Origin of the sequence: Streptomyces sp. NPDC058685, assembly GCF_042714725.1 — a bacterium.
GTDB lineage: Bacteria > Actinomycetota > Actinomycetes > Streptomycetales > Streptomycetaceae > Streptomyces.
Genome location: NZ_JBHXSL010000026.1, coordinates 26,343 through 51,054 on the forward strand (window position 1 = coordinate 26,343; position 24,712 = coordinate 51,054).

General features: G+C 72.9%; 24 protein-coding genes and 1 other RNA gene. 15 read left to right on the forward strand and 10 right to left on the reverse strand.

The window, feature by feature from the left end; genetic code table 11:
* Positions 1-60: 60 nt before the first annotated feature.
* Positions 61-705, reverse strand: a complete 645-nt coding sequence (locus ACFWU3_RS21210; protein WP_384439628.1) for a class I SAM-dependent methyltransferase — start codon at positions 703-705, stop codon at positions 61-63.
* Positions 706-833: 128 nt separating this feature from the next.
* Between ACFWU3_RS21210 and ACFWU3_RS21215 the strand changes: the two genes are divergently transcribed.
* The 3 genes from ACFWU3_RS21215 to ACFWU3_RS21225 all read left to right on the forward strand — a co-directional run bounded on the left by ACFWU3_RS21215 (position 834) and on the right by ACFWU3_RS21225 (position 5,721).
* A complete protein-coding gene (locus ACFWU3_RS21215; protein WP_384439631.1) occupies positions 834-2,999 on the forward strand; it encodes an acyl-CoA dehydrogenase in 2,166 nt (721 codons plus the stop codon).
* Positions 3,000-3,010: 11 nt separating this feature from the next.
* Positions 3,011-4,201 (forward strand): lipid-transfer protein, encoded by a 1,191-nt coding sequence (locus ACFWU3_RS21220; RefSeq protein WP_384439634.1) that lies wholly within the window; start codon positions 3,011-3,013, stop codon positions 4,199-4,201.
* An 83-nt stretch (positions 4,202-4,284) separates the two neighbouring features.
* Positions 4,285-5,721 carry an MFS transporter gene (locus ACFWU3_RS21225; protein WP_384439637.1) on the forward strand — a complete coding sequence of 479 codons (1,437 nt, stop codon included), beginning with the start codon at positions 4,285-4,287 and terminating at the stop codon, positions 5,719-5,721.
* A 52-nt stretch (positions 5,722-5,773) separates the two neighbouring features.
* Here the strand turns inward: ACFWU3_RS21225 and ACFWU3_RS21230 are convergent, their stop codons facing one another.
* Both ACFWU3_RS21230 and ACFWU3_RS21235 read right to left on the reverse strand, forming a co-directional pair.
* Complete coding sequence (locus ACFWU3_RS21230; protein ID WP_384439808.1) at positions 5,774-6,406, reverse strand: response regulator; 633 nt, start codon at positions 6,404-6,406, stop codon at positions 5,774-5,776.
* Between the two features lie 85 nt (positions 6,407-6,491).
* Complete coding sequence (locus ACFWU3_RS21235) at positions 6,492-7,691, reverse strand: sensor histidine kinase (protein WP_384439640.1); 1,200 nt, start codon at positions 7,689-7,691, stop codon at positions 6,492-6,494.
* Positions 7,692-8,145: 454 nt separating this feature from the next.
* Here ACFWU3_RS21235 and ACFWU3_RS21240 point away from each other — a divergent pair, with 454 nt between their 5' ends.
* From ACFWU3_RS21240 to ACFWU3_RS21250, 3 genes are read left to right on the forward strand one after another with little or no spacing between them, the layout of a single operon-like run.
* Complete coding sequence (locus tag ACFWU3_RS21240; protein WP_384439643.1) at positions 8,146-9,009, forward strand: MaoC/PaaZ C-terminal domain-containing protein; 864 nt, start codon at positions 8,146-8,148, stop codon at positions 9,007-9,009.
* A 32-nt stretch (positions 9,010-9,041) separates the two neighbouring features.
* Positions 9,042-10,118 carry a Zn-dependent alcohol dehydrogenase gene (locus ACFWU3_RS21245; RefSeq protein WP_384439646.1) on the forward strand — a complete coding sequence of 359 codons (1,077 nt, stop codon included), beginning with the start codon at positions 9,042-9,044 and terminating at the stop codon, positions 10,116-10,118.
* 33 nt (positions 10,119-10,151) lie between these two features.
* Entirely contained in the window at positions 10,152-11,114 is a 963-nt protein-coding gene (locus ACFWU3_RS21250) for a 3-oxoacyl-ACP reductase (protein ID WP_384439649.1), read from the forward strand.
* 105 nt (positions 11,115-11,219) lie between these two features.
* Here the strand turns inward: ACFWU3_RS21250 and ACFWU3_RS21255 are convergent, their stop codons facing one another.
* A complete protein-coding gene (locus ACFWU3_RS21255) occupies positions 11,220-11,378 on the reverse strand; it encodes a hypothetical protein (protein ID WP_384439652.1) in 159 nt (52 codons plus the stop codon).
* Positions 11,379-11,453: 75 nt separating this feature from the next.
* A complete protein-coding gene (locus ACFWU3_RS21260) occupies positions 11,454-12,599 on the reverse strand; it encodes a hypothetical protein (protein ID WP_384439655.1) in 1,146 nt (381 codons plus the stop codon).
* A 223-nt stretch (positions 12,600-12,822) separates the two neighbouring features.
* Here ACFWU3_RS21260 and ACFWU3_RS21265 point away from each other — a divergent pair, with 223 nt between their 5' ends.
* The 5 genes from ACFWU3_RS21265 to ACFWU3_RS21285 all read left to right on the forward strand — a co-directional run bounded on the left by ACFWU3_RS21265 (position 12,823) and on the right by ACFWU3_RS21285 (position 17,700).
* Positions 12,823-13,857: an ABC transporter substrate-binding protein gene (locus ACFWU3_RS21265; protein WP_384439658.1), complete on the forward strand. Its 1,035-nt coding sequence runs from the start codon at positions 12,823-12,825 to the stop codon at positions 13,855-13,857.
* Positions 13,858-13,938: 81 nt separating this feature from the next.
* Positions 13,939-14,778 carry a Nif3-like dinuclear metal center hexameric protein gene (locus ACFWU3_RS21270; protein ID WP_384439662.1) on the forward strand — a complete coding sequence of 280 codons (840 nt, stop codon included), beginning with the start codon at positions 13,939-13,941 and terminating at the stop codon, positions 14,776-14,778.
* Entirely contained in the window at positions 14,775-15,518 is a 744-nt protein-coding gene (locus tag ACFWU3_RS21275; protein WP_384439811.1) for a zinc ribbon domain-containing protein, read from the forward strand. The genes ACFWU3_RS21270 and ACFWU3_RS21275 overlap by 4 nt, the downstream gene beginning before the upstream one ends.
* Positions 15,518-16,768: a bifunctional RNase H/acid phosphatase gene (locus ACFWU3_RS21280; protein WP_384439667.1), complete on the forward strand. Its 1,251-nt coding sequence runs from the start codon at positions 15,518-15,520 to the stop codon at positions 16,766-16,768. Before ACFWU3_RS21275 ends, ACFWU3_RS21280 begins: the two co-directional genes overlap by 1 nt.
* Positions 16,765-17,700 (forward strand): GNAT family N-acetyltransferase, encoded by a 936-nt coding sequence (locus ACFWU3_RS21285; RefSeq protein ID WP_384439669.1) that lies wholly within the window; start codon positions 16,765-16,767, stop codon positions 17,698-17,700. Before ACFWU3_RS21280 ends, ACFWU3_RS21285 begins: the two co-directional genes overlap by 4 nt.
* 236 nt (positions 17,701-17,936) lie before the next feature.
* Here the strand turns inward: ACFWU3_RS21285 and eda are convergent, their stop codons facing one another.
* Together eda and yaaA are read right to left on the reverse strand one after the other, a co-directional pair.
* Positions 17,937-18,554, reverse strand: coding sequence for a bifunctional 4-hydroxy-2-oxoglutarate aldolase/2-dehydro-3-deoxy-phosphogluconate aldolase (gene eda, locus ACFWU3_RS21290; protein ID WP_384439672.1), 618 nt, complete (start codon positions 18,552-18,554; stop codon positions 17,937-17,939).
* Positions 18,555-18,628: 74 nt separating this feature from the next.
* A complete protein-coding gene (gene yaaA / locus ACFWU3_RS21295) occupies positions 18,629-19,429 on the reverse strand; it encodes a peroxide stress protein YaaA (protein WP_384439675.1) in 801 nt (266 codons plus the stop codon).
* A gap of 102 nt (positions 19,430-19,531) precedes the next feature.
* Between yaaA and ACFWU3_RS21300 the strand changes: the two genes are divergently transcribed.
* Positions 19,532-20,974, forward strand: a complete 1,443-nt coding sequence (locus ACFWU3_RS21300; protein ID WP_384439678.1) for an RNB domain-containing ribonuclease — start codon at positions 19,532-19,534, stop codon at positions 20,972-20,974.
* Here the strand turns inward: ACFWU3_RS21300 and ACFWU3_RS21305 are convergent.
* Together ACFWU3_RS21305 and ACFWU3_RS21310 are read right to left on the reverse strand one after the other, a co-directional pair.
* Complete coding sequence (locus ACFWU3_RS21305; RefSeq protein WP_384439681.1) at positions 20,919-21,554, reverse strand: hypothetical protein; 636 nt, start codon at positions 21,552-21,554, stop codon at positions 20,919-20,921. The two genes, ACFWU3_RS21300 and ACFWU3_RS21305, sit on opposite strands and share 56 nt — an antisense overlap.
* Positions 21,551-22,333 carry a MerR family transcriptional regulator gene (locus ACFWU3_RS21310; RefSeq protein WP_384439684.1) on the reverse strand — a complete coding sequence of 261 codons (783 nt, stop codon included), beginning with the start codon at positions 22,331-22,333 and terminating at the stop codon, positions 21,551-21,553. The genes ACFWU3_RS21305 and ACFWU3_RS21310 overlap by 4 nt, the downstream gene beginning before the upstream one ends.
* A 161-nt stretch (positions 22,334-22,494) precedes the next feature.
* On the opposite strand from ACFWU3_RS21310, the gene rnpB reads away from it, so the two are divergent.
* Both rnpB and ACFWU3_RS21320 read left to right on the forward strand, forming a co-directional pair.
* An RNA gene (gene rnpB / locus ACFWU3_RS21315) (RNase P RNA component class A) lies at positions 22,495-22,904 on the forward strand.
* A 41-nt stretch (positions 22,905-22,945) separates the two neighbouring features.
* On the forward strand, positions 22,946-23,821 hold the full coding sequence (locus ACFWU3_RS21320) for a 3'-5' exonuclease (protein WP_384439687.1): 876 nt from the start codon (positions 22,946-22,948) through the stop codon (positions 23,819-23,821).
* 62 nt (positions 23,822-23,883) lie between these two features.
* Here the strand turns inward: ACFWU3_RS21320 and ACFWU3_RS21325 are convergent, their stop codons facing one another.
* Positions 23,884-24,222: a MazG-like family protein gene (locus tag ACFWU3_RS21325; protein WP_384439690.1), complete on the reverse strand. Its 339-nt coding sequence runs from the start codon at positions 24,220-24,222 to the stop codon at positions 23,884-23,886.
* A gap of 166 nt (positions 24,223-24,388) precedes the next feature.
* On the opposite strand from ACFWU3_RS21325, the gene ACFWU3_RS21330 reads away from it, so the two are divergent.
* A complete protein-coding gene (locus ACFWU3_RS21330) occupies positions 24,389-24,712 on the forward strand; it encodes a nuclear transport factor 2 family protein (RefSeq protein ID WP_384439693.1) in 324 nt (107 codons plus the stop codon).

The following is a 24,712-nucleotide window of genomic DNA, read 5'->3' on the forward strand; positions in this document are numbered from 1 at the left end:
CTTCGCGATGCTAGTGCCTCTCCCGGCAGACATTGCCGGTCGCGGCACTGGCCGGGCCGGTCAGCTTCCCGGTCCGGTACGCCGCAGGACGCGCAGGGAGTCGGTCACCGAGACCTCGGTGAACGCGCCGGACGCGAGTGCCCGCAGATACACGCGGTACGGGGCCTGGCCGCCGTCCGCGGGGTCCGGGAACACATCGTGGATCACCAGCAGTCCGCCGTCGGCCACATGGGGCGCCCAGCCGTCGTAGTCGCCCCCGGCGTGCTCGTCGGTGTGGCCGCCGTCGATGAAGACGAGGCCGAGCGGGGTGTTCCAGATACGGGCCACCTGGGGCGAGCGGCCGACGACGGCGACGACGTACTCCTCCAGGCCCGCGTGGAAGAGCGTGCGGCGGAAGGAGGGCAGCGTGTCCATCCGCCCCACCTCGGGGTCGACCAGCTCCGGGTCGTGATACTCCCACCCCGGCTGCTGCTCCTCGCTGCCCCGGTGGTGATCGACGGTGACGGCCGTCGTGCCCGCCTCGCGGGCGGCATCGGCGAGCAGGATCGTCGAGCGCCCGCAGTACGTGCCCACCTCCAGGAGGGGCAGTGCCAGCGCAGCGGCCTCGGCCGCGGCCGCGTACAGCGCGAGGCCCTCGTTCAGGGGCATGAAGCCCGTGGCGGCCTCGAAGGCGGCGAGGGTCTTCGGCGCGGGAGCGGCGGCCATGGGCGGATTCCTCCAGGTCGTACGGGTGTCCGGGTCCGCCCATGGTGCCGTACGGCGGGGGAGGTGGCCGACAGGAACCCCGGTATCTGACCTACCGTCAGATTGAAACGTGTTCTAGTCTGCCGCTCATGGGCATCGGAATCACGCACGAAGAACGGGAGCTGGCCGCCTCCGTGCGCGGCTGGCTGGCGCGCGCCGTGCCTCCCGGGGAGGTGCGCAAGCTGCTCGACGTGCCCTCCGGCGGACTCGGCAGGCCCGGGCACTGGGACGGTGCGGCGGGCCAGGGGCTCCTCGGTGTGCATCTGCCCGAGGAGCAGGGCGGGGGCGGCGGTTCCCTGGTCGACCTGGCCGTCGTCCTGGAGGAGGCCGGCCGCGCCCTGCTCCCCGGGCCGTACGTGATGAACGCACTCGCCGCCGAAGTGCTCGTCCGCGCGGGCCGGCACGACCTCGTCCGCGCGCTCGCCGACGGCCGCCGCATCGCCTCCGTCGCCCTCGGCGCCGGCACCCTCACCGCCCTCCCGGACGGCGACGGAGCACTGCGGCTCGACGGCTGCGCCCCGCCCGTCCTCGCCGGGGCGCAGGCCGATCTCCTGCTGCTCGCCGCGGAGTCGGGGCACGGCACGGTGTGGACGGCGGTGGACACGCAGACCCTCGCCGTACGCGCCCACGACAGCGCCGACCCGACCCGGCCGACCGCCGACGTGGCGGCGCGCCACGTCCTCGTCCCCCGGCAGCGCGTCCTGGACGTCCCCGGACCGCTCGTGGGCGACCTCGCGGCCGTGCTCCTCGCGGCCGAGGCCTGCGGAGTGGCCTCCCGCGCCCTGGAGACCGCCGTCGAGCACGCGACCGTGCGCGAACAGTTCGGCCGGCCCATCGGGCAGTTCCAGGGGATCAAGCACCTGTGTGCCGACATGCTCGTCCGCCTCGAACAGGCGCGGGCCCTCACCTGGGACGCGGCCCGTGCCGCACGGGACGAGCCCGAGGCGCTCGGGCTGGTCGCCGCACTCGCCGCCGCCACCGCGCTGGACGCCGCGTACACCTGCGCCAAGGACTGCATCCAGATCCTCGGCGGCATCGGCTTCACCTGGGAGCACGACGCGCATCTGTATCTGCGCCGCGCACTCGTGGCGCGCCAGCTGCTCGGGCCGGGCGACACCCACCGGCAGCGGGCCGTGCGCCTGGCCGCCGGCGGGGTACGGCGCGCACTGCGCCTCGAACTGCCCGCAGAGGCCCGGGCCCACCGCGACGACGTACGCGGGGCCGTCGAGGCGGTCCGTGGGCTCTCCCCGTCTGCCGTCCGCCGCGCCCTCGCCCCCACCGGCCTCGCCGCCCCGCATCTGCCCCCGCCGTACGGACGGGGCGCGGGCCCGGTGCAGCAGCTCGCCGTGCAGCAGGAACTGGCCGACGCGGGCGTGGTGATCAGCGGACTGTCCGTCGCGGCCTGGGTGGTTCCCTCCCTGCTCGCGTACGGCACCGACGCCCAGAAGGAGCGTTATCTGCCGCCGACGCTGCGCGGCGACCTCCGGTGGTGCCAGCTCTTCAGCGAACCCGGTGCCGGATCGGACCTGGCGTCGCTGCGGACGAAGGCCGAGCGGGTCGAGGGCGGATGGCGCGTCACCGGCCAGAAGGTGTGGACGAGTGCCGCCGGGCGGGCCGACCACGGCATCCTGCTGGCCCGTACGGACCCCACGGCGCCCAAGCACCGGGGCCTGACCTATTTCGTCGTCGACATGAAGAACACCGACGGCATCGACATCCGCCCGCTGAAGGAGATCACCGGCGACTCCCTCTTCAACGAGGTGTGGTTCGACGGCGCGTTGCTGCCGGACGACGCCGTCGTCGGTGCCGTGAACGACGGCTGGCGCGTCGCGCGCAACACCCTCGGCAACGAACGCGTCCACATGGCGGACCAGCTGACCTTCGGCACCGGCCTCGAAGCCCTGCTGGCCCGCGCGTCCGGCCTCGACGACACGTATCGCAGCCGCCTCGGCGCGCTGGCCGCCGAGGCGCACGCACTCGGCTGCCTCGCCCTGCGGACGACGATGCGCCAGGTGTCCGGACTCGAACCGGGCGCGGGCGCCTCCGTAACCAAACTCGTCCAGACCCTGCACCAGCAGAAGACCGCCGAACTGGCCCTGGAACTCCTCGGACCCGACGGCTCGGTCTGCGAGGGGCCGGGGGAGGCGGCGGTGCGCGAACTGCTGATGTCGCGCTGCCTGACCATCGCCGGCGGCACCACACAGGTCCAGCTCAACGTCGTCGCCGAGCGCATCCTCGGCCTCCCCCGGGACTGAAGGAGCACGCTGTGAAGAGCTACATCGTCGGCGTCGGTATGACGAAGTTCGAGAAGCCCGGCACCCGCGACCGGCAGTACTGGGACATGGCCCAGGAGGCGGGCACCAAGGCCCTCGCCGATGCCGAGGTCGCCTACGAGGACGTCGAACAGGTCCCCGTCGGCCACTGCTTCCAGGCGTCGACCGCCGCCCAGCGCGCGGTCTACGCGATCGGACTCACCGGCGTCCCCGTCTACAACGTCAACAACAACTGCGCCACCGGCTCCACGGCCCTGATGATGGCGCGGCAGTTCGTCGAGGGCGGCATCAGCGACTGCGTCCTCGCCCTCGGCTTCGAGAAGATGGCCCGTGGCGCGCTCGGGGCCGGGGCGGACGGCGCGGACTTCGCGTCCTCGCCCGTCGCGCGGCACTACGGGATCATGGCCGCGGGCCACGGCTTCGAGGCGACACCGCCCACCGCGCAGATCTTCGGCAACGCCGCACGGGAACACATGGAGCGCCACGGCACCACCGAGCGGCAGCTCGCCGCCGTCGCCGCCAAGAACCACCGGCACTCCGCCGACAATCCCAACGCCCAGTTCCAGGACGTCTGGTCCACCGACGAGATCCTCGCCGCGCGCACCGTCCACCGCCCGCTGACCAAGCTCCAGTGCTCACCCACCTCGGACGGCGCGGCAGCGGCCGTGGTCGTCTCCGAGCGGTTCGTCGTCCGGCACGGACTGCACGCGAGGGCCGTGGAGATAGCGGGTCAGGCCATGACCACCGACACCGAGGAGTCCTTCGCCTCCGGTTCCTGCATCGACGTCGTCGGCAAGCCGATGTCCCGGGCCGCCGCCCGCCTCGCCTACGAACGGTCCGGACTCGGGATCGAGGACGTCGACGTCGTCGAACTGCACGACTGCTTCTCCGTCAACGAGCTGCTCACCTACGAGGCGCTCGGCATGTGCCCGGACGGCGAGTCCGGAAAGCTGGTGGAGAGCGGCGCGACCACCCACGGCGGGCGGTGGGTGGTGAATCCGTCCGGCGGGCTGATCTCCAAGGGGCACCCCCTGGGCGCCACCGGTCTCGCGCAGGCCGCCGAGCTGACGTGGCAGCTGCGGGGCGAGGCGGGCCGGCGCCAGGTCGAGGGGGCGCGGGTGGGGCTCGCCCACAACATCGGCCTGGGCGGGGCGGCGGTGGTCACCCTGCTGCGCAAGCCCTAGCCACATCGACAGGGGCCTAGGTCTCCCGGCACGGGGCGCGTACATCTTTATCCGGATGTACGGACCGCACCTCGGCTGAGACCATGACGGCCATGGTCCACGCCCGCTCAGACGCCCCCGAATCCCTCATACCCGCGCCCGCCCGGACCGCCCGCACCTGGCTGGTGGTGCTCACCGCGTGTGCCGGGCAGTTCCTCGTCGTGCTCGACGTGTCCGTCGTCAACGTCGCGCTGCCCTCGATGCGCGCCGACCTCGGGCTCTCCACGACCGGGCTCCAGTGGGTGCTCAACGCGTACTCCATCGCCTTCGCCGGGTTCATGCTGCTCGGCGGGCGGGCCGCGGACATCTTCGGCCGCAAGCGCACCTTCCTCGTCGGACTCGGCCTGTTCACCGCCGCGTCCCTCGCGGGCGGACTCGCCCAGGAGGGCTGGCAGTTGCTCGCCGCCCGGGCGGTGCAGGGGCTGGGCGCGGCCGTGCTCGCCCCGGCGACCCTGACCATCGTGACGGCCGCCGTGCCACCGGGCCCCGCCCGCACCCGGGCGATCGGCACCTGGTCGGCGGTCGGAGCCGCGGGTGGCGCCGCCGGCGGTCTCGTCGGGGGAGTCCTCACCGATCTGCTGTCCTGGCGCTGGGTGTTGCTGATCAATGTGCCGGTCGGTGCGCTGGTACTGCTCGGCGCGGCCGTCTGGCTGACCGAGAGCAGGAACGGCGCGGCCCGCCGCCTCGACCTGCCGGGCGCGGTCCTCGTCACGGGCGGCCTCGCCTCGGTGGCGTACGGCATCGTGCAGACGGAGGAATCGGGCTGGACCGCATCCGCCACTCTGCTGCCCCTGCTCGGCGGCCTGGCACTCCTCGGGCTCTTCGTCGCCGTCGAGGCGCGGACCAAGGCACCGCTGATGCCGCTGAAGGTGTTCCGGTCCCGAGCGGTCTCGGCCGCCAACGTGACCATGATGGTCTGCGGTTCGGCGTCCTTCTCCATGTGGTTCTTCATGACGGTGTACGCGCAGAACGTGCTGGGGTACACCCCGCTGGAAGCGGGCCTCGCGCTGATCCCCAGCTCGGTGAGCGTGATCGTCGGCTCCAAGCTCGCACCCCGCTTCATGGCGCGGGCGGGAGCCACCAACGTCGCCGTCATCGGTGCGCTGATCGCCGCGACCGGCTTCGGCTGGCAGTCCATGATGACGGCCGACGGAAGCTACGCGACCTCCATCCTCGGACCCGGCATCCTGATGATGACGGGCGTCGGCCTCGCGGCGACCCCGCTCGCCGCCCTGGCCACCGCGGGTGCCGAGCCGTCGGACGCCGGTCTGGTCTCGGGTCTGATCAACACCTCGCGCACGATGGGCGGCGCGCTGGGCCTCGCCGTGCTGTCCACGGTCGCGGCGGCGCGCACCGGAGGCGGCACCGGGCCGAGCGACCTGGCCGCCGGTTACGCGCTCGCCTTCCGTACGGGAGCGGGCGTGCTGGTGACCGGAGCGGTGCTGATGCTGCTCCTGCTGCCGCGCCGGGTGGAGCCGTAGTGCGGCCGTCGGCGCCTGCCGGCGTACGAGGAGCCCCCGTGCGCCGGGGAGTTCACAGCCAGCCCTGCCGGCGCGCGGCCCGCACCGCCTCCATGCGGTTGCGGGTGGCCGTCTTGCCGATCGCGGACGAGAGGTAGTTGCGGACGGTCGACTCCGACAGATGCAGGGTGCCCGCGATGTCGGCGACCGTCGCACCGTCCACCGACGCGTTGAGCACGTCCTGCTCCCGTGCCGTGAGCGGATTGGGTCCCGCGCTCAGCGCGGCGGCGGCGAGCACCGGGTCGATGACGGTCTCCCCGGTCAGCACCCGGCGGATCGCCGACGCCAGTTCCTCCACCGGCCCGTCCTTGACGAGGAAGCCCGCCGCGCCGGCCTCCATCGCCCGTCGCAGATACCCGGGCCGCGCGAACGTCGTCAGGATCAGCACCCTGCAGTCGGGCACCTCGTCCCGCAGGTCGGCCGCCGCGTCGAGACCGCTGCGACCGGGCAACTCGATGTCCAGCAGCGCCACATCGGGCCGCCACTCCAGGGCCGCCCGGACGATCTCGTCGCCGCGGCCGACCTGGGCCACCACGTTCAGGTCCGGCTCCATGCCAAGCAGCAGCGCGAGAGCGCCCCGCAGCATGCCCTGGTCCTCGGCGAGAAGCACGCGGACGGACTTGGACGGACGGTGGTCCCGCGGCATCTCTTCCACTCCGTCATCGTATGTCCGACCAGCGCGAACGCCTCCTGTGCGACGCACCTGGCCCTGCGCGTGGACGCGGCCCGGTTCAGAGCGCGGGGGCAGGGCTCTCGTCCTGCACCGGGAGTCGGGCGTGGACGCGGAATCCCGCACCGGCCGGGCCGGCCTCCAGGGTGCCGCCCACCGCGGCCAGGCGTTCGGCGAGCCCTCTGAGCCCGGTGCCCTCCGTCTCCGGGAGCGTGCCGACAGGAGCCCCGATGCCGTCGTCGGCGATCGTCAGCTCGACCTGCTCCGCCGCGGCGGTGAGGGTGATCTCGCAGCTGGTCGCGCCGCTGTGGCGTACGGCGTTGGTCACCGCCTCCCGCACCACCCAGCCGAGCAGCGCCGCGGTCTCCGGTTCCGGCGGTGGCCCCGACTGGCGTACCACCGCTTCGACGCCTGCCGCGCTCAGCGCCGAGCGGGCCCGGTCCAGTTCGGCTCCGAAGCTGCCCCGGCGATAACCCGTCACCGCCTCGCGGATCTCGGTCAGCGCCTGGCGGCCCACCGACTCGATGTCCGAGATCTGTGCCAGCGCCGCGTCCATGTCCCGTGATCCCAGCCGCCTCGCGGCCTCCGACTTCACGACGATCACCGACAGGGTGTGGCCGAGCAGATCGTGCAGATCGCGGGAGAAGCGCAGCCGTTCCTTCTCGACGGCGGTGCGGGCCAGTTCCTGCCGGGTGTCGCGCAGTTCCCGCACCGTCTCGGACAGGGCCAGGATCGCCGCGGTCACCATCCCGGAGATGAGGGTCCCGTACGCGACGCTGATCGCGCCCCAGCCGTCCCGCAGCCCCGCCACCAGAGCGGCGGCGACCGTCAGGCCGAGGACCACCACACCGACCCGGGGACCGCGCATCACGGCGCCCGTCGCCAGGCCCAGCAGCGGGAAGAAGTACAGCCACTCGCCGCCGTAGCCCCCCGCCAGGGCGAAGGTGACCGCGGCGAGCGCGAGCAGCAGCAGACGGGTCGTCGCCGTCTCCCGCAGCCGTCGGTCGAAGGCACGGAAGACGAGGGAGATGTACAGCGAGTTGAAGACCAGCACTCCGATGGCGCCGATCCACGGATTGGGCGTCTCGCCGCGCACGAGGTTGGCGATGGCGCCCATCCCCATCAGCAGCCAGGGCAGCATGGTGAATCCGCTCGGTGGGCCGATGCCGTCCCGCGCCGGTCCGCGCCTCTGTGACGGCCGCCGCTTCCGCAGGCCGATCCTGTGGCGTGTGCCGCACCCGCCGTCCGCTGTCTTCGTCATGAGGACGACGCTACGGAGAGGACGCGCTTCCCGGCAGACACAGGTGTACGGACCCGGCGGTGACAAATGTCCCGGGCGCGGGCGAGTGCCGGGCGCGGGCGCGGGCGAGTGCCGGGGGCGGACGCGGACGAGTGCCGGGGCGGACCCGGGAGGCCGTCCGAGCACGGACCCGAGCCCCGGCCCGGACCCGAGCCCGCCCGACCCGGCCGGTCGGCGGCCGGGGGCGGCACCCTCTCCGGCGACCCGCCCGCACTTCTGACTACCCGTCAATTCCCGTCCCCGGTCTGCTGTCCACACTCTTCACATGTCCTGTGGCCTGCGTTATACATAGGGGCCACCGGCCCTAGAACGCGTTCTAGAACGGGGCGCCGGGCCGGTCCCACGCGACCTCGGTGCGGCCGACGGTGCGGACGGCCGTGCCGAGGTCTTCCCCTCCTCAAGGAGCCAGAGCCTCATGCCCATCGATCCCGCGAAGGCCGTCGCCGCGGAGCCCCGCAGCGCCGAGATCAGCTGGGACCGCAAGGACGTCCAGCTCTACCACCTCGGCCTCGGCGCCGGCGTTCCCGCGACCGACCCCGCCGAGCTGCGCTACACCCTGGAGTCGAGGCTGCACGTCCTGCCGAGCTTCGCCACCGTCGCGGGCGCGGGCAAGGGCGTCGTCGGCGGGCTCACCGGACCCGGACTCGACATCGACCTCGCGTCCGTCCTGCACGGCGGACAGACGGTCCGGCTGCACCGGCCGATTCCGCCCGGCGGGACGGCCCTCTCCACGACACGGGTCGCCGCCGTGTACGACAAGGGCAAGGCGGCGGTCCTCGTCCTGCGCACCGATGCGGCCGACGACGACGGCCCGCTGTGGACGAACGACTCGCAGATCTTCGTACGCGGCGAAGGCGGCTTCGGCGGGGACCGAGGCCCCTCGTCCCGCAGCGAACCGCCCGCGCGTGAACCGGACAAGACCGTCGAGAAGCGGATCCGTGAGGACCAGGCCCTGCTCTACCGTCTGTCCGGCGACCTCAACCCCCTGCACGCGGACCCGGAGTTCGCCGCGCGCGCCGGATTCGACCGCCCCATCCTGCATGGCCTGTGCTCGTACGGCATGACGCTCAAGGCCGTCGTCGACACCCTGCTCGACGGGGACGTGACCCGGGTCCGCTCGTACACCACTCGCTTCGCCGGGATCGTCTTCCCCGGCGAGACCCTGCGCATCAGGATGTGGCGCCGCACCGAGGGCACCGAAGGCATCCGGGTGTCGGTCACGGCCGTCGAGCGCGACGACGCTCCCGTACTGGCCGACACCACCGTCGAGCACGACTGACCGGACACGACACGAACCGAGGGAGCCGCACCGTGCGCGCAGCCGTACTGCACGAGACAGGGCAGGACAAGCTCGAAGTACTCGACGACGTCGAGGCGGTGGGCTTCGGCCCCGGCAAGGTCAGGATCCGGATCCGGGCCACCGGGCTCTGCCATTCCGACATCTCCGCGATGAACGGCGTCCTGCCGCAGCCCGCGCCGTTCGTCCCCGGCCACGAGGGCGCCGGCGAGATCGTCGACGTCGGCGACGGGGTGGGCGGGCTGAAGCAGGGCGACCGGGTGCTGCTGTGCTGGCTGCCCGCCTGCGGCATCTGTCCCTCCTGCAAGCGCGGGCAGACCGAACTGTGCCTCGCGGGCTTCCTGAACGCGGGCACCCCCAACTTCAAGCGTCCTGGTGGCGATGTCTTCGGCTTCGCGGGGACCGGCACCTTCACCGAGGAGGTCGTCGTCGACGCGGCCTGCGCGGTGCCGATACCCGACGACGTGCCGTTCGACATCGCCGCGCTGATCGGCTGCGGAGTGACCACCGGACTCGGCGCGGCGATCAACACCGCCGATGTGGAGGCCGGTTCGTCGGTCGCCGTCATCGGCTGCGGCGGCGTCGGCATCTCCGCCATCCAGGGCGCGCGGCTCAAGGGAGCGGCGCAGATCGTCGCGGTCGACCCGGTCGCCACCCGTCGCGAGGCGGCCCTGAGATTCGGCGCCACGGAGGCGGTCTCGCCCGACGAACTCGGCGACGCCAAGCAGCGGATCACCGCGGGCGAGGGCTTCGACTACGTCTTCGAGGTCGTCGGCAAGTCGGCCACCGCACGCACGGCCTACGAGACGACCCGGCGCGGCGGCACCCTGTGCATCGTCGGCGCGGGCGCCATGGACGACTTCCTCCAGCTCAACATGTTCGAGCTGTTCTTCGACGAGAAGCGCATCCTGCCCTCCATGTACGGCGGCGGTGACGTGCTCACCTCCTACGAGCGGGCGATCGCGCTGTGGCGGGCGGGCCGCATCGACCTCGAAGGGCTGATCACCCACCGGGTGCCGCTCGCGGAGATCAACGACGCACTGGCCCAGATGCGTACCGGTGAGGCGCTGCGCACCTGTATCGAGATCTGACACCGCCGGTATCCCCTACGGGAAAGGAACCCGATGTCTCTGCCACTCGACGGCCTGTCCGCGATCGTCACCGGGGCGGCCCGCGGGCTCGGCCGCGCGGAGGCGCTCGAACTGGCCCGCCTCGGCGCGGGCGTCGTCGTCAACGACTACGGACGCCCGGGCCGGGACGGCTCCGGGGAGGCCTCGGCGACGCCCGCGGAGGAGGTCGCCGAGGAGATCCGCGCGGCGGGCGGTTCGGCCGTCGCCCACCACGGCGACATCGCCGACTTCGACCGGGCCCGCGAGCTGGTCGACCTGGCCGTCGCCACCTACGGGAAGCTGGATGTCCTGGTCAACAACGCGGGCATCCTGCGGGACCGGATGATCTTCTCGATGTCCGAGAGCGAATGGGACTCGGTGATCCGCGTCCATCTCAAGGGTCACTTCAACATGACCCACTTCGCATCGGTCCACTGGCGTACACGCTCCAAGTCCGCGGGTGCGCCGGTCTACGGACGGATCGTCAACACCTCGTCGGAGGCGTTCCTCGCGGGCTCCGCGGGCCAGCCCAACTACGCGGCGGCCAAGGGGGGCATCGTCGGCCTGACGACCTCGTCCGCGCTGGCCCTCGCCAAGTACGGGGTCACGGCCAACGCGATCTGCCCGCGGGCCAGGACGCGGATGACCCAGGACGTCTTCGCGGGCTTCGAGGAGCCGCAGGACGGCGGACTCGACCCGCTGGCGCCGGAGCATGTGGCACCGCTGGTCGGCTATCTCGCCTCACCGGCGGCGGCCGGGGTCAGCGGTCAGCTGCTCGTCGTGCACGGCGGGATGGTGGCGGTCGTGGAACGCCCCAAGGTCTCGGCGCAGTTCGACACCGCGAAGGAGAGTTTCAGCTTCGACGAGCTGGACGCGCTGCTGACGCCGTTCTACGCGGACCGCAGCGCGCACGAGACGTTCGCGGCGTCGGAGGTGCTCGGCCTCAAACGCGGCCGGGCCGGCCAGAACCTGTCCTGAGGTGTTCCGGCCGGGCAAGGTGTCCGGCCGGATGCCGTGCTCGTACGCCGGCGGGGAACGCGGCCCCGCCGGCGCGCGGGCACGAGGGGCGCGGGCCCCGGTGGTTCAGTTGGTGCGGCCGTCCTGCTCGGGGCGGCGGTGCTTGCCGTGCGCGGGCGACGCGTAGTCCTCCGTGCGCGCCGCACCCCCTCGGTGCTTACCGGCACCCCCGGCCTCCGCCTCCTGCGGACGCGTGTCGTTGGTGTCGGTTCGGGCTTCAGACATGTGGGAAATTCCCCCGTTGAGATCGCTGACATACGTGTCCGGCCGGTGCGGTGTCACCCACACCGGCCGCAGAGTTTATCCAGGGACCGGACGGCCGGTGAGAGGCGCCTGCTGCAAAGGAACGGGCTTGCACACAACGGGAGTCCCGGAGCCGCCGGACGGTTCCCCACCTGCGTGTTCCGCTTGTGCCGGTTCGGTGACCACCTCGTGCGCGAAGACCTCCGAAGCGTCGATCCGCGCCAGCGCGCAGGCCACGGTTCCGGTCGTGTACGGGAGTTGCAGCACCCCCTCCCGGTTCCACATTCCCGAGCCCGCCAGCCACCCTTCCGGCGCGGCCAGTTGATGCAGCCGCCGGCCCGCGGGACGCCAGACGCCGAGCCAGCTCCCCGCCGCGCCGTCGATGCGCAGCCCCACCGCACAGCTCTCCGGCATCAGGACCTGCCCGGGCTGCACGGCGAACGGCGTCACCGCGCAGTCGGCGAGCCGCAGGCACTCCGGGAAGCGCACCGGGCGCAGGCTGCCGAGGACACCCCATCCCAGCCGGTCGTGCCCCGCCGCGTCGGACCGGATCAGCAGCAGTCCGCTGTCCGGGTCCGCCAGCAGCACCCGGTCGTTGCTGTCCTCCGTGATCTGGAGCAGCGGTGTCACCTCACCGCCGCGCTCCAGGTCCACCGCGACCGCCTTCACCGGCGCTCCGGACCGCTGCGTGTCCAGGGCGAGCATCCGTCCCGCACGGTCCAGCCACACCCCGCCGGTGCAGCGGCCCGGCACCTCGGCGACATGCTCCGGGCCGAAGGCGCCGCCCGCCACCAGCCAGATCGCGGTCGAGTGCTCACCGGGCGCGAGGGCGTAGGCGCAGCTGCCGTCCGGCGACGGCGGAAGCATGGTCAGCTCGTCGGTCTCGACACCGCCGAGCGGCAGTTCGCCCGTACCGGGACCGGTCGGGTACAGCAGCGAGAAGGCGTGCCGGTCCTCCACCCGCCGCCGGACGAGCACACGCCCGTCGCTCAGCGGATGCACGTCCGTGTCGCGTTCCTCGGGCTGGTCCAGGGGCAGTGGCACGGCGTAGGGCTCGGGACCGTCGAGCGTCCAGCGCTCGGGGTACAGGGCCTCTCCCTCGCCGGCCAGCCGGGCCGCGTAGGAGCCGTCCACCGCGATCGTGATTCCCGTACTCCCCACCGCACCGTCCTCCGGAGCGGCCTCGATGGCACAGGCTGTCATCGGCACGTCACCTCCGGTCACGAAGCTAGGTTTCGTACGTCCTGCCGAACAACACGAGCCCTGTGTCTTCACACATAAGGGTGTTGATGCAACGGTTCTCCTGAGGTGGGCGAGGTGAGTGTGCTCGGCAGGTACTCCAGCCGTACCGGGGGAGCCGATGACATCCGCGGAAACGGCCGTGCTTAAAGTCAGGCATCCCTGAGTACCGGATCTGGAGCACGTCATGTCCCTACGCCGCCGCGGCACAGCCGCAGCCATCGCCTGCGCCGCCGCGCTCACCCTCGCCGCCTGCGGAAGCGGTGACACCGCGGGGAGCCCGTCCGGCAAGGCCGACGCCGACGGCAAGAAGGCCGTCGCCCAGGGCGGCAAGGGCTTCGGCGACGCCGCGACGAAGACCGCCGCGATGGGGACGGACGCGAAGCCGGGACAGTTCCCGCGCACCATCACCCACGCCCTCGGAAAGACCGAGCTCAAGGCGGCTCCCCAGCGCGTCGTGGTCCTCGACGTCGGCGAGCTCGACAACGTTGCCTCGCTGGGCGTCAAGCCCGTCGGCTACGCGCCCACCGAGGGCGACGAGGGCATACCGGCGTACCTCGCGAAGGCGGCGGGCAAGCCCGCGAACGTCGGCACGATCAACAGCCTCAACCTGGAGGCGATCGCGGGCCTCAAGCCCGATCTGATCCTCGGCAGCCAGCTGCGCGCCGCCGACAAGTACAAGGAGCTCTCGCAGATCGCTCCGACCGTCTTCTCCATCCGCCCGGGCTTCACCTGGAAGGAGAACTACCTCCTCAACGCCGCGGCGCTGGACAGGACGGCCGCCGCGAAGGAGAAGCTCGCCGCGTACGAGAAGAAGGCCGATCTGCTCGGCACCGACATCGGCGCGACCAAGCCGACCGTCTCGATGGTCCGCTACATGCCCGGCAAGATCCGGCTGTACGCCCAGGCGTCCTTCATCGGCACGATCCTGAAGGACACCGGCCTGCCGCGGCCGAAGAACCAGCAGATCGAGGATCTCGCCGTCGAGATCAGCCCCGAGAAGATCGATGACGCCGACGCCGACTGGATCTTCACCGGGGTCTACGGCGACCCGAAGACGACCAAGCGGGACACCGCACGGTCGAACCCGCTGTGGAAGAACCTCGAAGCGGTCAAGGCCGGCCGGGCCAAGGATGTACCGGACGAGACGTGGTATCTCGGTCTCGGTGTGACCGCCGCCGACCGTGTGCTGGACGATCTGCGCGGCTTCCTCGTCCGGTAGGCCCCGTCCCGGACGGGGCCCGGGAGCATCGTGGCCGGATGCCCAGACCGGCGGGGCGCCGAGCGCGGGTAACCTGTTTCCGTGCCCCGTCTGTCTGAAGTCATCACCGCCCTCGACGTCCTCTGGCCTCCCGAGCGCGCGGAGGAGTGGGACGCGGTCGGTACGGTCTGCGGCGACCCCGGTGCGGAGGTCCGACGCGTGCTGTTCGCCGTCGACCCCGTCCAGGCGGTCGCCGACGAGGCGATCTCGCTCGGCGCCCAGCTGATCGTCACCCATCACCCGCTCTATCTGCGCGGGACCACGACCGTGGCGGCCGGCCACTTCAAGGGCCGGGTCGTGCACACGCTGATCAAGAACGACATCGCGCTGCACGTCGCGCACACCAACGCGGACACCGCCGATCCCGGTGTCTCCGACGCCCTCGCCGGCGCGCTCGACCTCCGCGTCGTCCGGCCCCTGGTGCCGGACCCGACGGACACCTCGGGCCGCCGGGGCCTCGGCCGCATCTGCGAACTGGACCAGCCCGAGACGCTCGGCGCGTTCGCCGAACGGGCGGCCAAGAGGCTGCCCGGCACCGCCCAGGGAATCCGCGTCGCGGGTGACACGGACGCGACCGTGCGCACGGTCGCGGTGAGCGGCGGCTCCGGCGACAGTCTCTTCGACGCCGTCCGCGCCGCGGGCGTGGACGTCTTCCTCACCTCCGACCTCCGTCACCACCCGGTGTCCGAGGCCACCCAGCAGTCCCCTCTCGGACTGGTGGACGCCGCGCACTGGGCCACCGAGTGGCCCTGGTGCGAGCAGGCCGCCGCCCAGCTCGACGAGATCTCCGACCGGCACGGCTGGGACCTGCGGGTCCATGTGTCGCGCACGGTGACCGATCCCTGGACCTCCCAACACTCTTCTCCTGGAGCCCCCAACTGAACGCCGCGCCCGCCGACCAGATCCGACTCCTCGACGTCCAGGCCCTCGACGCCCGTCTGTCGCGGCTCGCGCACCGGCGCAAGTCGCTCCCCGAGCACGCCGAGATCGAATCGCTCACCAAGGACCTCACGCAGCTGCGCGACCTGCTGGTCGCCGCGCAGACCGAGGAGAGCGACACCGCCCGCGAGCAGACCAAGGCGGAGCAGGACGTCGACCAGGTCCGCCAGCGCGCCGTCCGTGACCAGCAGCGTCTGGACTCGGGCGCGGTCACCTCGCCCAAGGACCTGGAGAACCTCCAGCGCGAGATCGTCTCCCTCGCCAAGCGCCAGGGTGACCTGGAGGACGTCGTCCTCGAGGTCATGGAGCGCCGGGAGTCCGCGCAGGAACGTGTCGCCGAACTGACCGAGCGGGTCTCCTCCGTCCAGGCCAAGGCCGACGACGCGACCGCCCGCCGGGACGCGGCCGAGCAGGAACTCGACGCCGAGACCGCGACGGTGACCAAGGAGCGCGAGGTCCTCTCGGCCACCGTGCCCGCCGACCTGCTGAAGCTGTACGAGAAGCTCCGCGTCCAGCAGGGCGGGGTGGGCGCCGCCCGCCTCTTCCAGCGCCGCTGCGAGGGCTGCCAGCTCGAACTGAACATCACCGAGGTCAACGAGGTGCGCGCCGCGTCCCCCGACACGGTGCTGCGCTGCGAGAACTGCCGCCGCATCCTGGTCCGCACCTCCGAGTCGGGTCTCTGATGCCGCGGTTCGTCGTCGAGGCGGACGGTGGCTCCCGGGGCAACCCGGGCCCGGCGGGGTACGGCGCCGTCGTCATCGACGCCGCCAGCGGTGAGACGCTCGCCGAGGCGGCCGAGTACATCGGCGTCGCGACGAACAACGTCGCCGAGTACAAGGGCCTGGTCGCCGGACTGAAGGCCGCGTACGCGCTCGCGCCCGACGCGTCCGTCCACGTCCGGATGGACTCCAAGCTGGTCGTCGAGCAGATGTCCGGCCGCTGGAAGATCAAGCACCCCGACATGAAGCCGCTGGCCGCCCAGGCGGCCAAGGTCTTCCCCGCGGCCCAGGTGACGTACGAGTGGATCCCGCGCGAGAAGAACAAGCACGCGGACCGGCTCGCCAACGAGGCGATGGACGCGGGCAAGCAGGGCAGGCAGTGGGAGCCGTCCCGCTCCACCGCCGAGTTCACCACCCGGGACGACACGGCGGCCCGGGTCGTCGGTGACGCGACGGCGGGTGCGGCGAAGGCCCGTGCCGCACTGTCCGGCGGCGGCCGGGGCGATGCCGGGCTCCTGCCGGGCACCGAGAACGCCGGCGAGTCCGGTCCGACGGCCGAGAAGCCCGCCTCGCAGGGCTGGGGCGCCGACCTCGGCACCCCCACCACCTTCGTCCTGCTGCGCCACGGCGAGACCGCCCTCACGCCGGAGAAGCGCTTCTCCGGCAGCGGCGACCACGAGCTCTCGCCCGCCGGCCTGCGCCAGGCCGAAGCGGCCGCCGCGTCCCTCGCCGCCCGCGGCACGATCCAGGAGATCGTCAGCTCCCCGCTGAAGCGCTGCCGGCAGACCGCGGAGGCGATCGCGGCCCGGCTCGGGCTCGACGTCCGTATCGAGGACGGCCTGCGCGAGACGGACTTCGGCGCCTGGGAGGGACTCACCTTCGGTGAGGTCCAGGAGCGCTACGGCGACGACCTCACGGCCTGGCTCGCCTCGGCGAAGGTGGCACCGACCGGCGGCGGCGAGAGCTTCGCGACCGTCGCACGCCGGGTCGCCGCGACCCGCGACACGATGCTGACCCAGTCGGGGGGCCGCACGGTCCTGGTGGTCACGCATGTCACCCCGATCAAGACGCTGGTCCGGCTGGCGCTGGGCGCACCGCCGGAGTCCCTGTTCCGGATGGAGCTCTCGGCGGCGTCCCTGTCGGCCGTGGCCTACTACGCGGACGGCAACGCGTCGCTGCGGCTGCTGAACGACACGTCCCACCTGCGCGCGTGACCTGGCAACTCACCGGCGACGTCGAGGAGTTCCAGCGGGTCGCGGGGCCGTACCTGGCGGCCGACCCCGTCGGCACCACCGCGCTGATCACCGTCAGCGAGACGGTCCGGCGGCACGGCCCGTCGGTGTACGGGGCCGGCGGCCCGCCGCCCCGCTTCGGCTGGTGGCGCGCGGACCCCTCGGCCCCGGTCGAGGCCGCCTTCGTCCAGACCCCGCCGCACGCACCGGTGTTCGGGACCCTCGACCCGGGGCACGCCCGGTCGCTGGCCCGGGCGCTGCGGACGGCCGGCGGCGATGTGCCGGTCAGCGGGGTCAGGGGCGCGGACGGCGGTGCGCAGGCGTTCGCCGACGAGTGGGCCGGACCCGGCTCCTGGTCGGTCGTCTGCCGGCTGCGGCTGTACCGGCTGGGTGAGCTGACCCCGCCCGAGCCGCCCGGCCGTGCCCGGCGGGCGTGCGCCGGCGATGTGCCGCTGGTCGCTGCCTGGATGCGCGGTTTCGCCGCCGACATCGGCGGTGACGCGGACGCCGATCAGACGGCCAACGCCGCCCGGCGGATCGCCGACGGCTGTCTGTGGCTGTGGGAGGTCGAGGAGCGGCCCGTCTCCATGGCGTCCCGCTCCCCGGTGCTGGTCGGCCAGTCGCGCGTCTCGCCCGTCTACACTCCGGCCGGGTTCCGCGGCCGGGGTTATGCCGGAGCCGTGACCGCGGCGGTCAGCCGGGCGGCCATCGAGGACGGGGCCGAACTGGTCCTGCTCTTCGCCGATGTGGACAACCCGACGAGCAGTGCCCTCTATCAGCGGATCGGCTACCGGCCCGTCAGGGACCACGTCGACCTGGCGTTCGGCCAGGACATGTCGGCGGCGTCTCGTCCGGTGCGCGACGCCCTGCCTCCCCGTAGCCCTTCGGGCTCGGGGCGCGCCCCCACCCCGTAGCCCCTCGGGCACGGGAGGCGCCCCACCTCGTAGCCCTCGGGCACGGGAGGCGCCCCCCTCGTAGCCCTCGGGCATGGGAGGCGGCGTCCACACGGCGTTGCCGGTAGGCCCGAGCAGCTCCGCCACGAGGGCGCACGGGCGTCTTGCGATCGCACGCACCGGACGCCGAGAACCCCGCCCTCCGGGCGGACGACGACATGGTGCGGACCCTGAACTGTGCGGACCCTGCCTGGCCCTCAGCCGCGCAGCGCGGCCGCCCCGGCGGCCAGCGCCTCGATACGCCCCCAGTCCTTCGCGGCGAGCGCGTCCGCCGGAAGCATCCATGTGCCGCCCACACAGCCGACGTTCGGCAGCGCCAGATAGGCGGGCGCCGAGGCGAGCGAGATGCCGCCCGTCGGGCAGAAGCGGGCCTGCGGAAGCGGCCCGGCGAGGGACCGCAGATAGCCCGTCCCGCCCGCGGCCTCGGCCGGGAAGAACTTCATCTCGTCGACCCCGCGCTCCAGCAGCGCCACCACCTCCGAGGTGGTGGAGACGCCCGGCAGGAACGGCACACCCGACCGCTGCATCGCCTCCAGCAGCGTCGGCGTCCAGCCCGGGCTCACCAGGAACCGGGCCCCGGCGGCCACCGCCGCGTCCACGCCGTCCGCGGAGATCACCGTTCCCGCGCCGACGACCGCGTCCGGCACCTCGTCGGCGATCGCGCGGACGGCGTCCAGCGCGGCGGGCGTCCGGAGCGTCACCTCGATGGTGGGCAGTCCGCCCGCCACGAGCGCCCGCGCGAGCGGTACGGCATCGGCGGCGTCCTCGATCACGACGACGGGAACGACGGGCGCGAGGTCCAGCAGGGAGGTCATGCGGCCATCCTGCCCCGATGCCCACACCCTGCGCAACGAGCGTTGCGCAGGGTGCAATGAAAGGTGGTGGGGGATCAGTGGATCTGCGTGACCACCACGTCCAGCGACCACGGCCGGCCCGCCCGCGCGGGAGGCTCGGCCTCCACCACGTACCCCAGGTCCCGCAGCGCCTCCACCAGCTCGGCCGGGCCCTTCGGCCTGGCACCCGTCACCAGCAGGTCCCGCACCAGCCGGCCCTTCGTGGCCTTGTTGAAGTGGCTGACCACGGACCGCTTCTCGACCCCGTCGACCAGCTGCGAGTGCAGGACCCGCACCGTCGCCGTACGCCCGGCCACCTCACCCTTCGGCTTCCAGGCCGCCGCGTACGCGGACGAGCGCAGATCCAGGACGAGACCGCTGCCCGCCGCCTCCGGCAGCACGGAGTCCATGGGCGCGCGCCAGTGCGTCCCCAGCGCGCCGAGACCGGGCAGCTTCACGCCCATCGAGCAGCGGTACGGGGGAATCCGGTCGCCGATCCGCACCGCGCCCCACAGCCCCGAGAACACCAGCAGCGACGCGCGCGCCCGGCGCCGGGCGTCCGGCTCCAGCGTCCCGAGCCCCAGAGCGTCGTACAGCACACCGGTGTAGAGCTCGCCCGCCGGCCGGGCCCCCGCGGTCCTCAGCTGCACGTTCTTCGCGATCTCACCGCGCAGGCCCTCGCTCAGCCCGAGGACCTCCCGCGCCTTGTCCTCGTCGGCCGCGCACAGCTCGACGAGCTCGTCCAGCACCGCGGCGCGGGCGTCGGCCAGACCGGGCAGCGACAGTGACTCGGGCTTCAGCGGAGCCCCGCGACCGGAAGCGGCCTTACCCTCCGACGGCGGCAACAGCACGAGCACGGCAAGTCTCCTTCGTACGTACGGGGGCGGGGGGTGCGGCCCCCGCGCCAGCCTACGGTCATCCGGGGTGCCGTCCGTCGCCCACCGCCATACGCTCGGTCCATGCCCCGCCGCCCTCTGCACATCACCGGCGCAGCCGAGGCTCCGCTGCGGGCCGCCCTGCGCGAGCTGCGCATCACCCTCGGGGTCCCGGGCGAATTCCCGCCCGACGTGCTCGCGGAGGCGGAGTCGGCCGCCGCGGCGCCCGCGCTGCCGGACACCGAGGCGACCGATCTCCCCCTGTTCACCGTCGACCCCCCGGACTCGGCCGACCTGGACCAGGCGATGCATCTCGCCCGCCGGCGCGACGGCTTCCGGGTGCACTACGCCATCGCCGATGTCGCCGCCTTCGTGAAGCCCGGCGGCGCGCTCGACGCGGAGGCCCACCGCCGCGTGCAGACCCTGTACTTCCCCGACGGGAAGGTGCCGCTGCACCCGGCCGTGCTCTCCGAGGGCGTGGCGAGTCTGCTGCCCGGCCGCAGCGTGCCCGCGCTGCTGTGGCGGATCGACCTCGACGCCGAGGGCCGTACCGTCGCCACGGATGTGCGCAGGGCGCTCGTCCGCAGCCGGGCGAAGCTGGACTACGAGGGGGCGCAGCGGCAGATCGACGACGGCACCGCCGAGGAGCCCCTCGCGCTGCTGAGGACCGTCGGCCTGCTGCGCGAGGAGCTGGAACGCGAACGCGGCGGAATCTCCCTCGGTGTCCCCGAGCAGGAGATCACCGAGCGGAACGGCGCCTACTTCCTCCACTACCGCGCCCCGCGGCCGGCCGACGGCTGGAACGCCCAGATCTCCCTGCTCACCGGCATGGCCGCCGCCGATCTCATGACCGCGTCCGGCACCGGCATCCTGCGCACCCTGCCCACCGCACCCGACGGCGCGGTGGCACGGCTGCGCCGCTCCGCGAGGGCCCTGCACATCGACTGGCCCCACCATGTCTCGTACGCCGACGTCGTACGGTCCCTCGACCCGGGCAATGCCTCGCACGCTGCCTTTCTGCACGAGTGCACCACCCTGCTGCGCGGCGCCGGCTACACCGTCTTCACCGGCGGCGAACTGCCCGCGCACGCCGTCCATGCGGCCGTCGCCGCCGTCTACACGCACTGCACCGCACCGCTGCGCAGACTCGTGGACCGCTACGCCGGCGAGCTGTGTCTGGCCCTCAGCGCCGGGCAGGGCGTGCCGGAGTGGGTGCTCGCCGCGCTGGACGACCTCCCCCGGGAGATGGCGGACGGCGGGCGGCGGGCCAACACCGTGGAGCGTGAGTGCGTCGACATCATCGAGGCGGCCCTGCTGAAGGACCGGATCGGCGAGGTCTTCGAGGGCGTCGTGGTGGATGTGAAGGAGCACGAACCCGCCGTCGGCACGGTCCAGGTGGAGGAACCGGCCGTGGTGGCCAGGGTCGAGGGCGGCGGCCCGCTGCCGCTGGGCGAGCGGCTGCGGGTGCGGCTCATCCAGGCGGAACCGGGCTCGGCGAAGGTGCGGTTCGCTCCGGCGCGGGCCTGAGCGCGGCCACCAGGGCCCTGGGATCGTCGGCGTTGAACCGGACGGTGTGCGCGGTGCCGACTCTGCCGAGCGGCCGGACGAAGGTGACGGGCGCGGCCAGCCGCACGGTCACGGTCGTCTGGCCTCCGACGGGCAGTTCCAGCGTGCCGTCGTCGCGCGCCGTGCCCCGACTGCCGTCCGGGTAGCGGCGGTCGACGCCGGCCCGGACGATCTGCTCCGCGGGAATCCGCAGGTCGAACAGGGCCCCGTAGCGGATGCGCAGTGATCCGTCCGCCTCCACCACATGCGGCCGGGTGACACAGGCCGCGTGGAAACCGATCAGCTGGACCACGCCGTAGACATCGATGAACAGCGTGATGGCGTGCACCAGCGGCCAGGGGATCAGCACCGCCAGGGCCACGGTCTCGACGATCGCCACGAAGACGAATCCGTAGAGCATCGCGGTCTGCGGCTCGGTGTACTTGGCGGCGTACCGGGCCGTCCGCACCCCGTCCCGCCGGCGCAGCACCCACAGCGCCAGGCTGCGCGGGGCGCGCACCTCGTGCACGGCCAGACGGCGGAGAACGGTGGCGGATCTCATCGAAGCTCCTCGGCACGGGCGGACAGGGTGGCCAGCATCTGCCGTACGACGGCGGCCTGCGCGGGCGAGAAGTCGGCGAGGAACGCCTCGCCGAACGACCCCTTGCTCTCCTCGAAGCCCTCGCCGCTCTCGTTCATCAGCGCGATCAACTCGTCGGGCATACAGGCGGCGAGCTCCTCGCCGAGCGGCCGGACGCGTGGGTCGTCACCGTCCGCGTCGGCGAGTTCGTCGAGGCGTTCGTACAACTCCTGGACCCGGGCGGAGAATTCGGCGTCGTCGGCGAGCGGCTGCATCGCGGCGAACAGCCGCTCCCGGTCCTTCGGCTCGACCATGGTGTCCAGCAGGGCCAGATGGGCGCGGTCCTTGGCGGCGGCGGGGGAGTCGGTGGCGGTGAGCGAGCCGAGCAGCCGGGCCAGTTCGGGGGAGACCGGCCCCTCCGCGGGCAGGGTGCCGTCCTTCGCCTGCCGGATCAGCTCGGCGAGACGGGCGCGCCGCTCGACGATGGCGCTCTCCTGCTGCGCCAGATCGGCGTCGAGTTCCGCCAGCACCTCGGCGAGTTCGCGGCCGGCGTCGTCGGCGAGCACGTCGCGGACCTCGGCCAGCCCGAGACCGAGCTCGGTGAGCCGGCGGACACGGGCGAGCAGCACGGCGTGCTGGAGCCCGTAGTCGCGGTAGCCGTTGGGTCGGCGTTCGGGCTCGGGCAGCAGGCCGAGATGGTGGTAGTGGCGGACGGTACGGGGGGTGACGCCCGCGAGTGCGGCGATCTCTCCGATCCTCATGCGGCCAGTAGAAACCATGACGTTGCGGCAGGGTCAAGGCTCGCCCGCGGGGCCCTGTCCGCCTGCGCCGGAGGCCGGCCCGGACGCGCCCCGCGGTCCGGGCCCACGGCTCCACGGCGTTCCCGCCCGCCGGTGCCGGGTAGCATGGTCGCCACGGCAGACGAGCCGGGCGGACGGCCGCGTGGGGATCCTCGGATCCTCCCGAGGAACGTCCGGGCTCCACAGGGCAAGGTGGTGGCTAACGGCCACCCGGGGTGACCCGCGGGACAGTGCCACAGAAAACAGACCGCCGGGGACCTCGGTCCTCGGTAAGGGTGAAACGGTGGTGTAAGAGACCACCAGTGCCCAGGGTGACCTGGGCAGCTAGGTAAACCCCACCTGGAGCAAGGTCAAGAGGGAGCGCCTGTAGCGATACGAGGTGCTCCTGCGCGGACGTTCGAGGGCTGCCCGCCCGAGTCCGCGGGTAGACCGCACGAGGCCGGCGGCAACGCCGGCCCTAGATGGATGGCCGTCGCCCCGACGACCGCGAGGTCCCGGGGCACAGAACCCGGCGTACAGCCCGACTCGTCTGCCGCCTCCGCGGGGGGAGCTGCGACGAGTGAAGGCGGCCCCGTGAACCCGACGGCGCGGACGAACCACTACGAGGGCCCGTGCGCCGTGTGCGGCGCGACCGTTCCCGCGGAAACCGGCGTCGTGCTGCCCGGGAGTCACGGCGGCTGGGAGGTCTACCACCCCGAGCACGCCCGCGAGCCGGGTCCGCCGCCCCGGGGCACGCACCCCGGCTGGCACCACCGCCGTCTGATGTCCCTGGACATCGCGGCGACCGGCCCGCGCACCGGCGTCGACCGCATCCTCGCCGTCGCCCTGCGCGTCTCGGACGGTCCGGACCGGGACTGGCTGATCGACCCCGGGCCGGGACTCGCCCTCGATCCGCGGACCACGCACGGCATCACCCTGGACCGGGCCCGTGCGGACGGTCTCCCGCCGGAGCGGGTGCTGGACGAGACGGCCGACGCGGTCGCCGCGCATCTGGCCACCAGAGAGCTGCTCGTGGTCTGGCACGCGCCGTACGTCCTGACCTTCGTGGAGTCCGAACTGCTGCGCCACGGGCTGCGACCGCTCGCCGAGCGCTGCCCGGCGGGGCTGTTCCCGCTCTGCGACCCGCTGGTCGTCGACCGGCACGTCGACCGGTACCGCGGCGGCGGCCGGTCCCTGCGCAAGGTCACGGCCTGGTACGGCGTCCCGCACGAGAACCCCGGCGACCCGGGCAGCGACGCCCAGGCCGCGCTGGTGCTGGCCGAGGTCCTCGGCGCCTGCCACCCCTCGCTGGGGCGGTTGTCGCGTGCGGCGCTGCACCACGAGCAGACGCTGTGGCGGGAGCGCCAGGCGAGTGACGCGGAGGCGTACCACCCGGACAGGAAGCAGGACCACCGCTGGCCGCTGGCCACGGTCGAGGCGCTGCCGTGGGAGCCCCCGCCGGGCGGCTGAGCCGGTACCGGCGTCGGTCCTGCGGTCCGTGGCGCCGGCCAGCGACCTGACGACGGCCGCCGTCAGGAAGAGAGTGAGCGCGCCGTGACCTTGCGCAGATGCGCGCCGAACACCTCGGGTGCGTCCGGGGTCAGTGTGCGCAGGGCGACCATGGCGGTGAGGACCACGTCGCACAGCTCGGACTCGACGTCCCGCCAGGTGTGGGTGTGGCCCTTGCGGGGATTCTGGCCGGTCGCGCCGACCACCGCCTGGGCGACCTCGCCCACCTCCTCCGAGAGCTTCAGTATGCGCAGCAGCACCTCCTGTTGCGCGGGAAGGGTCCGGTTCTCGTCCAGCCAGGTGTTGAGGCGGTCGACCGTGTCCCAGATGGGGTCGAGCGTGGCGTCCAGGGTGTGGTCCATGCGCGCTAGCCTCCCACGCCGCGGGGCCCCGCAGGGGGCGCGCGGGTGGAGCAGGCCGACAGGTGGGGGCGGACGCGGAGGTGTAGGCATGAAGAGGACCGCGCCCCCGGCGCACACCGGTACCGATACGGGCCGCAGGCCCGTCCCGCACCCGAAGGAGACCTCCGTGACCATCTCCGTGGACAAGCTCACCGAACCCGCCGTCCGTGCCTTCGTCGGCGCCCTCAACTCCGGTGACCGGGACAGATTCCGGACCACCCTGGCGCCCGGCGCGACGATGTCCGACGACGGCAACGACCGTGACATCGACGAGTGGACGGGGCGTGAGGTCTTCGACTCGCGTGGCCACATGGAGGTCGAGTCGCAGTCGGCGGACGGTCTCTCCCTCGTCGCCCGCTACCGCAACGACACCTGGGGCGAGATGCGGACGTCGTGGAAGTTCAGCGTCGAGGGCGGCAGGGTCGCCCGCTTCGAGACCGGTCAGGCCTGA

What these genes read in the sequence shown, in the direction of transcription:
- ACFWU3_RS21310 (WP_384439684.1), bottom strand. Translation starts at nt 22,333, where the DNA reads ATGAGGATCGGAGAGATCGCCGCACTCGCGGGCGTCACCCCCCGTACC.
- ACFWU3_RS21260 (WP_384439655.1), bottom strand. Translation starts at nt 12,599, where the DNA reads ATGACAGCCTGTGCCATCGAGGCCGCTCCGGAGGACGGTGCGGTGGGG.
- ACFWU3_RS21240 (WP_384439643.1), top strand. Translation starts at nt 8,146, where the DNA reads ATGCCCATCGATCCCGCGAAGGCCGTCGCCGCGGAGCCCCGCAGCGCC.
- eda (WP_384439672.1), bottom strand. Translation starts at nt 18,554, where the DNA reads ATGACCTCCCTGCTGGACCTCGCGCCCGTCGTTCCCGTCGTCGTGATC.
- ACFWU3_RS21265 (WP_384439658.1), top strand. Translation starts at nt 12,823, where the DNA reads ATGTCCCTACGCCGCCGCGGCACAGCCGCAGCCATCGCCTGCGCCGCC.
- ACFWU3_RS21300 (WP_384439678.1), top strand. Translation starts at nt 19,532, where the DNA reads ATGCCCCGCCGCCCTCTGCACATCACCGGCGCAGCCGAGGCTCCGCTG.
- ACFWU3_RS21305 (WP_384439681.1), bottom strand. Translation starts at nt 21,554, where the DNA reads ATGAGATCCGCCACCGTTCTCCGCCGTCTGGCCGTGCACGAGGTGCGC.
- ACFWU3_RS21235 (WP_384439640.1), bottom strand. Translation starts at nt 7,691, where the DNA reads ATGACGAAGACAGCGGACGGCGGGTGCGGCACACGCCACAGGATCGGC.
- ACFWU3_RS21280 (WP_384439667.1), top strand. Translation starts at nt 15,518, where the DNA reads ATGCCGCGGTTCGTCGTCGAGGCGGACGGTGGCTCCCGGGGCAACCCG.
- ACFWU3_RS21225 (WP_384439637.1), top strand. Translation starts at nt 4,285, where the DNA reads ATGACGGCCATGGTCCACGCCCGCTCAGACGCCCCCGAATCCCTCATA.
- ACFWU3_RS21215 (WP_384439631.1), top strand. Translation starts at nt 834, where the DNA reads ATGGGCATCGGAATCACGCACGAAGAACGGGAGCTGGCCGCCTCCGTG.
- ACFWU3_RS21325 (WP_384439690.1), bottom strand. Translation starts at nt 24,222, where the DNA reads ATGGACCACACCCTGGACGCCACGCTCGACCCCATCTGGGACACGGTC.
- ACFWU3_RS21230 (WP_384439808.1), bottom strand. Translation starts at nt 6,406, where the DNA reads ATGCCGCGGGACCACCGTCCGTCCAAGTCCGTCCGCGTGCTTCTCGCC.
- ACFWU3_RS21255 (WP_384439652.1), bottom strand. Translation starts at nt 11,378, where the DNA reads ATGTCTGAAGCCCGAACCGACACCAACGACACGCGTCCGCAGGAGGCG.
- ACFWU3_RS21250 (WP_384439649.1), top strand. Translation starts at nt 10,152, where the DNA reads ATGTCTCTGCCACTCGACGGCCTGTCCGCGATCGTCACCGGGGCGGCC.
- ACFWU3_RS21210 (WP_384439628.1), bottom strand. Translation starts at nt 705, where the DNA reads ATGGCCGCCGCTCCCGCGCCGAAGACCCTCGCCGCCTTCGAGGCCGCC.